This window comes from Streptomyces sp. NPDC051576 (assembly GCF_040681835.1).
Taxonomy (GTDB): Bacteria; Actinomycetota; Actinomycetes; order Streptomycetales; family Streptomycetaceae; genus Streptomyces.
This window is the reverse complement of sequence record NZ_JBFAZO010000017.1, coordinates 24,898-35,009: the sequence shown is the minus strand read 5'-3', so window position 1 is coordinate 35,009 and position 10,112 is coordinate 24,898. Positions and strand designations below refer to the sequence as shown.

11 protein-coding genes are annotated in these 10,112 nt (G+C 70.7%); 5 read left to right on the top strand and 6 right to left on the bottom strand.

What is annotated here, in order from left to right; all coding sequences use genetic code 11:
* Nucleotides 1–75 precede the first annotated feature (75 nt).
* The 3 genes from AB0M63_RS41240 to AB0M63_RS41230 all read right to left on the bottom strand — a co-directional run bounded on the left by AB0M63_RS41240 (nucleotide 76) and on the right by AB0M63_RS41230 (nucleotide 2,644).
* A complete protein-coding gene (locus tag AB0M63_RS41240; protein ID WP_366022989.1) occupies nucleotides 76–1,293 on the bottom strand; it encodes an acyl-CoA dehydrogenase family protein in 1,218 nt (405 codons plus the stop codon).
* Between the two features lie 31 nt (nucleotides 1,294–1,324).
* Nucleotides 1,325–2,446 carry a dimethylsulfone monooxygenase SfnG gene (gene sfnG / locus AB0M63_RS41235; protein ID WP_366022988.1) on the bottom strand — a complete coding sequence of 374 codons (1,122 nt, stop codon included), beginning with the start codon at nucleotides 2,444–2,446 and terminating at the stop codon, nucleotides 1,325–1,327.
* 120 nt (nucleotides 2,447–2,566) lie between these two features.
* A complete protein-coding gene (locus AB0M63_RS41230) occupies nucleotides 2,567–2,644 on the bottom strand; it encodes a putative leader peptide (protein ID WP_351520955.1) in 78 nt (25 codons plus the stop codon).
* Nucleotides 2,645–2,787: 143 nt separating this feature from the next.
* Here AB0M63_RS41230 and AB0M63_RS41225 point away from each other — a divergent pair, with 143 nt between their 5' ends.
* On the top strand, nucleotides 2,788–3,699 hold the full coding sequence (locus AB0M63_RS41225) for a LysR family transcriptional regulator (protein WP_366022987.1): 912 nt from the start codon (nucleotides 2,788–2,790) through the stop codon (nucleotides 3,697–3,699).
* 7 nt (nucleotides 3,700–3,706) lie between these two features.
* On the opposite strand, the gene AB0M63_RS41220 is transcribed toward AB0M63_RS41225, so the two are convergent.
* Complete coding sequence (locus AB0M63_RS41220; protein WP_355902602.1) at nucleotides 3,707–3,886, bottom strand: hypothetical protein; 180 nt, start codon at nucleotides 3,884–3,886, stop codon at nucleotides 3,707–3,709.
* A 175-nt stretch (nucleotides 3,887–4,061) separates the two neighbouring features.
* Here AB0M63_RS41220 and AB0M63_RS41215 point away from each other — a divergent pair, with 175 nt between their 5' ends.
* Entirely contained in the window at nucleotides 4,062–5,591 is a 1,530-nt protein-coding gene (locus AB0M63_RS41215; RefSeq protein ID WP_366022986.1) for an SDR family oxidoreductase, read from the top strand.
* A 79-nt stretch (nucleotides 5,592–5,670) separates the two neighbouring features.
* Nucleotides 5,671–7,044, top strand: coding sequence for a deoxyribodipyrimidine photo-lyase (locus tag AB0M63_RS41210; RefSeq protein ID WP_366022985.1), 1,374 nt, complete (start codon nucleotides 5,671–5,673; stop codon nucleotides 7,042–7,044).
* A 3-nt stretch (nucleotides 7,045–7,047) separates the two neighbouring features.
* On the opposite strand, the gene AB0M63_RS41205 is transcribed toward AB0M63_RS41210, so the two are convergent.
* Entirely contained in the window at nucleotides 7,048–8,010 is a 963-nt protein-coding gene (locus AB0M63_RS41205) for a MerR family transcriptional regulator (RefSeq protein ID WP_366022984.1), read from the bottom strand.
* 104 nt (nucleotides 8,011–8,114) lie between these two features.
* Here AB0M63_RS41205 and AB0M63_RS41200 point away from each other — a divergent pair, with 104 nt between their 5' ends.
* Both AB0M63_RS41200 and AB0M63_RS41195 read left to right on the top strand, forming a co-directional pair.
* On the top strand, nucleotides 8,115–8,723 hold the full coding sequence (locus AB0M63_RS41200) for a sigma-70 family RNA polymerase sigma factor (RefSeq protein WP_366022983.1): 609 nt from the start codon (nucleotides 8,115–8,117) through the stop codon (nucleotides 8,721–8,723).
* A 94-nt stretch (nucleotides 8,724–8,817) separates the two neighbouring features.
* Nucleotides 8,818–9,258 (top strand): SPW repeat protein, encoded by a 441-nt coding sequence (locus AB0M63_RS41195; protein ID WP_366022982.1) that lies wholly within the window; start codon nucleotides 8,818–8,820, stop codon nucleotides 9,256–9,258.
* Between the two features lie 47 nt (nucleotides 9,259–9,305).
* On the opposite strand, the gene AB0M63_RS41190 is transcribed toward AB0M63_RS41195, so the two are convergent.
* Nucleotides 9,306–10,076 carry a metalloregulator ArsR/SmtB family transcription factor gene (locus AB0M63_RS41190; RefSeq protein WP_355902614.1) on the bottom strand — a complete coding sequence of 257 codons (771 nt, stop codon included), beginning with the start codon at nucleotides 10,074–10,076 and terminating at the stop codon, nucleotides 9,306–9,308.
* Nucleotides 10,077–10,112: the final 36 nt, after the last annotated feature.

Here is a 10,112-nt window from a genome sequence, read left to right as displayed (position 1 = left end):
TATATTTTGCGGTCTTCCTATATTTTTCGTTTCGGTGGGGGCCCCTCTATTGCGCGGCCACCCCAGGGCTGCGGGTCAGGAGTACCAGGTGGGTTCGGGCAGTTCACCCTCAAGGACCCAGCGGCCGACTTCGCGTCGCTTGTAGGCGACAGGGTCGTGCAGGGTGTGGGTGCGGACGTTGCGCCAGAAGCGGTCCAGGCCCTCCGAGGTGGCGGTGGAGCGCGCGCCGGTGACCTCGAAGACGCGGTTGCCGATCTCCAGGGCGACATCGGTCGCGCGTGCCTTGACGGCGGCGACCCGTACCTCGAAGGCGCCGCGTGTCTGCTCGGTGACGGCGTCGGGGTCGTCGTGCAGCCGCTGGCCCTCGGAGGCGACGGTGTCGGCGAGCGCCTCGACGGCCCAGAGCTTCGCGGTGAGGTCGCCGTAGGTGTCGATGACGTACGGCTCGTCGACCGCGCGCTCGAAGCCGCCGTGCAGCCAGGAGCGGGATTTGGTGCGGGTGTAGCCGGCGGCGGTCTCCAGGGCACCGGCCGCGATGCCCAAGTAGAAGTTGACGAAGACGAGTTGGATGGTGGGGACGTTGAGGGTGTTGTACGTGCGCGGCCGGAACCGCTTGTCGACGTAGCCGGCGGCCGAGGACCACGGGGTGCGCACCCCGTCGAGGATGACGCCGCCGCTCTCGGTGAGGCGCTGGCCGATGTTGTCCCAGTCGTCGAGGAAGGTCAGGCCTTCGCTGTCGGAGGGCACGATGGCGAAGACGTGCTGGTCGGTGCCTTCGAGGACGCCTTCGAGGACGGTGACGTCGGAGACCCTGCTGCCGGTGGAGAAGGACTTGCGGCCGGTGAAGACGAGGTCGTCGCCGTCCTCGGTGACGGTGACGTCCTTGTCGCGCGGGTTGACGGCGCCGCCGAAGAACCAGCGGCCCCGTGCGGCCTGGGCCTCGACGTGCTCCCACTGTTCGCGGGTGCCGACCAGGCGGGCGGCCCAGTTCCACAGGTAGTGGTAGCCGAGGAGTTGGCCGATGGAGCCGTCGGCCTTGGCGACCTCGCGGACGACCCGGTAGGCGGTGGGCCAGTCCTGGCCTCCGCCGCCGTGCTCGGTGGGGCCGAGCAGGGTCACGAGGCCGGAGTCCTTGAGGAGCTGGACCTCGGCGTACGGGGTGGCGCCGGCCCGGTCGCGGGCGGCGGCGTCGGTGTCGAGGACGGCGGCGACCTCGGCGGCGCGGGCGATCCAGTCCTGGGCGGTCTTCGGGGCCTGGCGGGTCTGCCAGTCGGTGGGCGTGACGGTGCTCATGTCGGACGACCTCTCTCGCGGTGGGGCGCGCTCAGGCGTGGACGGAGACGGACTCGGGCTCGGCGTCCGGGAGTTGGGCTTCCAGTTCACGCACGAGCGGCAGCACCCGCTTGCCGAAGTACTCGACCTCCTCGTGGTAGTGCAGGAAGCCGAGCAGCAGCAGGTCGACGCCCAACTTCTTGTAGGCGACGATCCGTTCGGCGATCTGCTCCGGGGTGCCGATGAGCCCGGTGCGGAAGCCGTCGTTGTACTGCACGAGGTCCTCGAACGTGGAGTCCTGCCACATGCCCTTGCGTTCGGCGGAGGACTGCCCGGCCTGCTTCACCGCGGCCCCGAAGCCCTCGACGGCCTCGCGGTCGGCCTTGGCGACGATCTCCCGGAGCGTGTCGTGGGCCTCGGCCTCGGTGTCGCGGGCGATGAGGAATCCGTTGAGGCCGAACTTCGGTGCGGTGCGGCCGACTTGGGCCGCCGAGTGTCGTACGTCGGCGATCTGCTCGGTGACTCCGTCGAAGTCCTTGCCGTTGGAGAAGTACCAGTCGGAGACGCGGCCGGCCATCGCGCGGGCGGCGGTGGAGTTGCCGCCCTGGAAGATCTCGGGGTGCGGTCGTTCGGGGGTGTTGAGGGGCTTGGGCTTGAGGGAGAAGTCGCGCAACCGGTAGAAGTCACCGGCGAGTTCGGTGTGGTCCTCGGTCCAGATCTGACGCAGTGCCTGGATGAACTCCTCGGAGCGGCGGTAGCGCTCGTCGTGCTCCAGCCAGGGCTCGCCGAGCGCGGTGAACTCGCCCTTGAACCAGCCGGACACCACGTTGACGGCGAAGCGGCCGTTCGACAGGTGGTCGGCGGTGGCGCCGAGTTTGGCGAGGACGCCGGGGTGCCACAGGCCGGGGTGGACGGCGGCGATGACCTTCAGGCGCTGGGTGGCGAGGAGGAGGGCGAGGCTGAAGCTGGTCGACTCGTGCTGGAACTCGGCGCCGTAGCTGGCCATGTAGCGGACCTGGCTGAGTGCGTACTCGAAGCCGTTGTTCTCGGCGAGGACGGCGAGTTCGCGGTTGTACTCGTAGCCCCAGTCGGTCCGTTGCTCGATCGTGCTGGTGACGAGTCCCCCGCTGACGTTGGGGACCCAGTAGGCGAATTTCAGGGGCGCTGCGGGCATGCGGAACTCCTGTTGCGGAATATGTTTCCGGGCACGCCGAATCCGGCCGGAGCGAAATCCGGCGAATTTCAGGCGGGAGCGAAAAGGGGGCGGCGGATCACAGGACGGAAGGGAGGGGGATCAGGCCGCGGTGCAACAGGAGGCGCTGGAGACGCGCGCGAGGTCGACGTGGCGTCGCCGCGTGAGGTCCAGTCGCATCTTCATGCCGTCGATCGTGGCAGCCGTCGGCGAGGAGCGTCAAGGAGAACCCGACCGGTCTCGTATCGCGGACCATTGAATTTCACGAAGGTGTGACAGGGAAACCCTTGAACGGCCCGGGAAATCGGCCGCATTCTGCGGGCATGCGGACCGAACAGTTGGAATACATTGCGGCCGTGACCCGGCTCGGCTCGCTGCGCCGGGCCGCCGAGGAACTACGCCTGTCACAGCCCGCGTTGAGCGAGACCGTACGGAATCTGGAACGCGAACTCGGCGTCGATCTCCTGGAGCGCAAACGGTCCGGCGCGACGATGAGCGCGGAGGGCCGGGAGCTGCTGCCGAAGATCGTCGATGTGCTGGACGCGGTGGACCGGCTGCGGGCGGCGGCGGGCGAGCAGCACCGGATCAGTCGCATGGTGCGGGTGGGCACGGTCAACGCGGCGACCGTGCCGCTGCTGCTGCCCGTGGTGCGCGACTTCCGTGCCTCGCATCCGCTCACCCAGGTCGAGGTGGTCGGCGCCCAACAGACCGACATCCACCGAGCGTTGGCAGAGGGCGGGTTCGATCTAGGTCTGGTCAACCACCTGGACGGCGACGACATGCCGACCGACTTCGAGTCCACCGAGCTGCTCTCCGGCCTGCCCGTGGTGTGCGTGCGCCCCGACAGTCCGCTGGCGTCCCGGCCGAGCGTCGGTGTGGAGGACCTACTCACCGAGCCGCTGATCGGTATGCGTTCCGGCTATGTGATGCACCGCTATGTGCACCGGCTGCTCCATGGTCGGAGCCCGGCCTTCGCGTACTCGACCGACGGCGCCGAGATGGGCAAGCTCATGGTCGCGGAGGGGCTCGGGGTGACGGTCCTGCCCGACTTCAGTGTCGTAGGAGATCCGTTGGAGCGGCTCGGCGCGATCACCCACCGGCCGATCGCCGGTGCCACGGCCCGGGTGCTGCTGATGCTGCGCCGTCGTCGTGCGGAGTCGGTGCCGCAGGCGGCCGGGGATCTGCACGAGGCGTTCGTACGGCGGGCCCGGGAACTGGGCGGGACGGGCATCTGAGGCCTGGTCAGTCCTCGTCGCGCGTAGGAACCACCACGAGGAACGCGTCGGACTTGAGGTCCATGACGACCCTGGCGGGCTCCCCCTCGGCGCGGCGCCTGGCCGCGAACTCCTCCGCGGGCCACGACCCACGCGGAGCTCCTGCGGGAAACCGCTCCAGCACCTTCGCGCCCGTCACGGCACTCACCTCCGGTTCCGGCCTTCGTCTCGCCACGACACCTGGTCGTACAAATCCGCCTGCCCGCGATCCGCACGTACATGCCAGGGCCGGTGGCGTGATCCTCCGTCGAACCGCGCATCCGACACGGCCGCGCGCGGGGAAGTGATCCCAGGGGCCCACCGACACGAAGGACAGTGGATCGATGCACACTGACGACACCGGGCCGGGCCCGCGCTGCCTGGTGACCGGCGCGACGGGCTACATCGGCGGCCGGCTGGTTCCGGAGCTGCTCGCCGAGGGCCATCGCGTCCGCTGCCTGGCCCGTACCCCCGGCAAGCTGCGCGACTATCCGTGGGCGGGAGACGTGGACGTGGTGGGCGGCGATGTCACGGACGCCGAGTCCGTCGCCACCGCCCTGGACGGCATCGACGTCGCCTATTACCTCGTGCACGCACTCGGCACCGGCGACCGCTTCGAGGACACCGACCGGAAGGCGGCGCGGATCTTCGGTGAGCGGGCGCGGGCCGCGGGGGTGCGGCGCATCGTCTATCTCGGCGGCCTGACCCCCTCGGGCGTACCGGAACAGGACCTCTCCCCGCATCTGCGGTCGAGAAGCGAGGTGGGCCGGATCCTCCTCGACTCGGGCGTGCCCACCACGGTCCTGCGCGCGGCCGTGGTGATCGGCTCGGGTTCGGCCTCGTTCGAGATGCTGCGCTACCTCACCGAACGGCTGCCGGTGATGATCACGCCGAGCTGGGTGCGCACCCGCATCCAGCCCGTGGCGGTGCGCGACGTTCTGCGCGTGCTCGTCGGCAGCGCGCGGATGCCGGCCGAGGTCAGCCGGGCTTTCGACATCGGCGGTCCCGACGTCCTCACCTACCGGGAGATGATGACCCGGTACGCGGCCGTCGCCGGTCTCCCGCGCAGGCTGATCCTTCCCGTTCCGGTGCTCACTCCCGGTCTGTCCAGTCACTGGGTCGGCCTGGTGACGCCCGTACCCGCGTCCATCGCACGGCCGTTGACCGAGTCGCTGCGCCACGAGGTCGTCTGCCGCGAGCACGACATCGCGCCGTATGTGCCCGACCTTCCCGGGCATCCGCTCGGCTTCGACGAGGCGGTACGGCTCGCCCTCCAGCGCGTCCGCGACGCCCGGGTCACCACCCGCTGGTCGTCGGCGTCGGTACTCGGCGCGCCGAGCGACCCGCTGCCCACCGACCCGGACTGGGCCGGCGGCAGCCTCTACACGGACCGGCGGGAGCTGTCGGTCGACGCCTCGCGCGAGGCCCTGTGGCGGGTGATCGAGGGGATCGGCGGGGACAACGGCTGGTACTCCTTCCCACTGGCCTGGGCCGTACGAGGCCGGCTGGACCGGCTGGTGGGCGGTGTCGGTCTGCGCCGGGGCCGGCGGGACGCGGCCCGGCTGCGGGTCGGTGACTCGCTGGACTTCTGGCGTGTCGAGGAGATCCGCCCCGGGCATCTGCTGCGGCTGCGGGCCGAGATGCGGCTGCCGGGTCTGGCCTGGCTGGAGATGTACGCGGAGACGGCCGACGACGGCTCCACCCGCTACCGGCAGCGGGCCCTGTTCCACCCGCACGGTCTGCTGGGGCACGCCTACTGGTGGAGTGTCGCGCCCTTCCACACGGCCGTGTTCGGCGGCATGGCACGCAACATCGCGGGAGCCGCGGCCCGGACACCGACCTCACCGGCGGGGACGCACACGCCGGTCGGGTGACCTCCGCATCCGCCGGCCCCTCCGCCCCGGAAGCACTCACCGGCCTCCCTGCCCGCCCCCTCCTCCCGGAGTTCGTGTCATGAACGTCTCGATCGTCCTGTTCACCTCCGACCTGCGGCTGCACGACCATCCCCCGCTGCGGGCCGCCGCGGAGGCCCGTCAGGTGGTGCCGCTCTTCGTACGCGACCGGGGTGTCGCGGACGCCGGGTTCGCGGCGCCCAACCGGCTGGCGTTCCTCGCCGACTGCCTGCGCGACCTCGATTCCGGTCTGCGCGAGCGGGGCGGCCGGCTGGTGGTCCGCTCCGGCGACGTCGTCGAGGAGGTGTGCAAGGTGGCCGCCGAGACGGACGCCGACGAGGTGCACATGGCGGCCGACGTCAGCGGCTACGCGCACCGGCGCGAACAGCGGCTGCGCCGCGCCCTGGAGGCCGAGGGACGGCGGCTGCACGTGCACGAGACGGTGACCACGGCCGTCGCTCCCGGCGCGGTGACCCCGGCCTCCTCGGACCATTTCGCCGTCTTCACCCCGTACTTCCGGCACTGGTCCGAACTGCGGCTTCGCGACCCCTTCGCCGCACCGCGCACCGTACGGGTCCCGGACGGCGTCGGCTCGGAGGAACTCCCTTCCCGTGCCGACGTATTGGGGCTCTCGCCGGGCCTCGCGACCGGCGGGGAGACCACGGGCCGCAGGCAGTTGGCCAGGTGGCTGCGCACCGGAATCGACGCCTACGACGAACGGCACGACGACCTGGCCGGCGACGCCACCTCCCGGCTGTCGCCTCATCTGCACTTCGGAACCCTGTCCCCCGTGGAACTCGTGCACCGGGCGCGGAGAGCGGGCGGCCCGGGCGCCGAGGCCTTCGTACGGCAGCTCGCGTGGCGGGACTTCCACCGCCAGGTGCTGGCGGGCCGGCCGGGGGCCGCCGACGCCGACTACCGTACGAAGCACGACCGTTGGCGGTCCGAGCGCACCGCCCGGGCGGACATCGAGGCATGGCGGGAGGGCCGCACCGGCTATCCGCTGATCGACGCGGCGATGCGCCAACTGCGCCACGAGGGCTGGATGCACAACCGTGGACGGCTGCTGACCGCGAGCTTCCTCACCAAGACCCTGTACGTCGACTGGCGTGTCGGCGCCCGCCACTTCCTCGACCTTCTCGTCGACGGCGACATCGCCAACAACCAGCTCAACTGGCAGTGGATGGCGGGCACCGGCACCGACACCCGCCCCAACCGGGTCCTCAACCCCGTCGCCCAGGCCAAGCGGTACGACCCTGACGGCACGTATGTCCGCCGCTGGGTCCCCGAACTCGCCGGTGTGGACGGGGCGTTGGTGCACGAGCCGTGGAAGCTCCAAGGACTGGACCGCGCCGCGCTCGACGACTACCCGGCCCCGATCGTCGACCTCTCCGAAGGCCTCGCGCGCTTCAGGAAAGCCCGGGCCCACGAGTGAGGTTCAGCGCTCGGACGCGTACGCGCCGGCCAGGATCTCCACGGCGTCCCTGAGGCTCGTAGGCCGTGGCATTCCACGCGGCCACGCACCGGACCAGCCGGGTCCGCCCAGGACAACGAGGGGCTGTCGGCGCGCGCCCTTCACACCCCACCGGATGGCGACGACGTGCCGGGCCAGCGGCAGGTCGGCCGTGGACCGCGACTGCGCCCACAGGACGACGGCCGCCGGCCCCAGCCGTCGTACGGCGGCGGTCAGCGCCTCGGCGGGCACGGCCGCGCCGAACATCCTTGTGGGCAGGCCGAGTTCGCCGAGTCCCGCGTTGAGCGCCTCGATCGGCAGGGTGTGCTGTTCACCCGGTACGCAGGCCAGGACGACGGGCCCGGCGGGCGAGGCGTCCGGCTGCCGTTCCGGGGACGGGGTGCATCGGCGCAAGGTGGTGGAGACATGCCAGGACAGCAGATGCTCCACCTCGACGTAACGGTCCCCTGACGACTCCCACTTGCGCCCCACCGCGTGCAGCGTGGGCACCATCACCTCCTGCCAGGCGACGGCGATGCCGTACCGCTCGACGGCGGCGGCCAGTTGCCGTTCCACGGCCGGTGCGTCAAGGCGTACGGCGGCGCGGGCCAGGCCGCGGCACTCCTGACGCACATCGCCGAGGGGCAGCGGGCCGGCCGCCCGCGAACCACGCCGTACAGGCGGATCCATGGCCTGTCCGGTGGTCTCCTTCGCGGCCCGGGCCGCCTCCGCCGGTGGCACGCCCGCCGAGGTGAGCCGGCACATGCTCTCCAGCACCGCCACGTCCTCGGGGGCCCAGCGCCGGTGCCGTCCGTCGGCGCGGACGGCGGGGCCGATGCCGTAGCGGCGGTCCCAGGAGCGGAGGGTGGTGGGCGACACCCCGAGCCTGCGGGCCAGCGCCCCGGTCGTCAGGGGGGCGGCGGCGGTACCGGCGTGCGACTCACTCACACGGCGACTGTACGACGCAGAATCGATGCGAGTTGAGCCGTTGATCTCCGGCTCGCACGATGGACACACCGGGGCAATACCGTCCGAGGTGAGGAGCCGTCGTCATGAGCCCGCAGCACACGGCCGTCCGACGGGCGGCGACGGAGGGACCGCTCGACGACGAGGAACTGGCCCGTGGGCTGGCCGCCGGCGACGAGAGTTGCCTGACTGCCGCGTATCAGCGCTGGTCGGCGCTGGTGCACACGCTCGCCTGGCGTTCCCTGGGCGACGCGCGGGAGGCCGAGGACGTGACCCAGCAGGTGTTTTTCGGCGTGTGGCGCGGGCGGCACACCTTCCGTCCCGAGCGCGGCACGATGGGCGGCTGGATCGTCGGCATCACCCGGCGGAAGATCGCCGACGCGCTGTCCGCCCGGACCCGCCGCACGGATCTCGTGACCGCCGCGGGGTCGGCCCTGGCCCTCGCCGATCCGGCCACCCGCCGTCCCGAGGCGGTACTCGACCGCGTCCTGGTCGGGCACGAACTGGCCCGACTGCCCGCGCCCCAGCAGCGGGTCCTGCGGCTGGCGTTCTACGACGATCTCACCCAGACCCAGATCGCGGAGTGCACCGGCTGGCCGCTCGGCACGGTGAAGAGTCATGCCCGGCGCGGTCTCCACCAGCTCCGGCGCTCCCTCCGACAGCAGGGCACCCGACAGCCTGACCTCTACACATAAAGGGAAAATAAGAGCAGAATGGACGGAAAGCGGCTCTTACCGCTCACCGCACGCATCAGACGCGGTCGGGCCAGCAAGTCAAAGGAGACGAGTCATGGCCAACGTCTCGCACACCAGAGGTGACATAACGAGCCACCCTGATGTCTCCGAAATGCAGGCGCGCTACGCCCGCATGCTCGGTGGACGCGATGTGGCGCTCGTGGACGGACCGGTGTTCCTGCTCGGTCTGTACTGCGCCGTATCCCCGTGGATACTCCACTACACGACGAGCCAGCCCGCGCTCGTGCCGCACAACCTGATCATCGGCATCGCGATCGGCCTGCTGGCCCTCGGGTTCACCAGGGCGCCGGAGCGCATGTACGGCCTGAGCTGGGCGATGAGCGCCCTGGGCGTCTGGATGATCATCTCGCCGTGGATCGTCGGCGACAGCCCCGACAAGGGCGTCATCCTGAACAACGTCATCATCGGTGGTCTGGCCGTACTCATGGGCCTGGTGTGCGCCGGTACGGCGGCGCGGAGCACCCCCAAGCCGTAGGAACCCCGGACCAGAACCCCGGACTCCGGAAGGAAGCCCCGCCCCCTTCAGTGGTCGCCCGGCACCAGCCAGGGCGCCTGCGGGAGGGGGCTGCCGGTTTCGAGGACGGACTTCAGATTGGACAGCACCGCGGGCCAGCCGCCGGAGACGTCGGACAGCTCGCCCTCGTCGGCGAGGTCCTCGTGGGTGACGGTGAGGCGCACGATGTCCTCGTGCCGCCGGATGTCGTAGGTGACCCGGGAGTACTTGTCCTCCTGGCCCTCGTTCTCCGGCGAGCTCCACGTGGTGACCAGGCGGGTCGGGCGCTCGCTCTCGGCCACGGTGCCGACGACGTCGGCGATGCCGGAGCCGTCCGTGCGCACGTGTTCCCAGCGCGAACCCCGCTGCCAGTCGGACACATTGCTGTGGCCCCAGTAGGCGGCGGTCAGATCGGCGTCGGTGAGCGCGTCCCAGACCTTCTCGGGGGTGCTCGCGATGTAGGTGACGTAGACGAATGTCGGCTTGTCGGTCATGGCTTCCTCGGCTCGTAGCTTCAGGACCCCGAGCGCGCGCAGTCGCGGGCGCTCGAACTTGTCGATCCAGCGCTCCTGCATCTCGTGCAGCGGGACCGGATTGAGGTAGTGCAGCTTCTCCCGCCCCCGCCGCACCGTGCTGACCAGGTTGGCCGCCTCCAGGACGGCCAGATGCTGGGTCACCGCCTGCCGGGTCATGTCGATGCGCCCGCACAGCTCGGCGAGCGTCTGCCCGTTGTGCTCGTGCAGCCGGTCCAGCAGACGTCTGCGGGTGTCGTCGGCCAGCGCCTTGAAGACCGCGTCCATCCCTGGTTCGTGTTCGGATCGCACACCCAAAGTTAT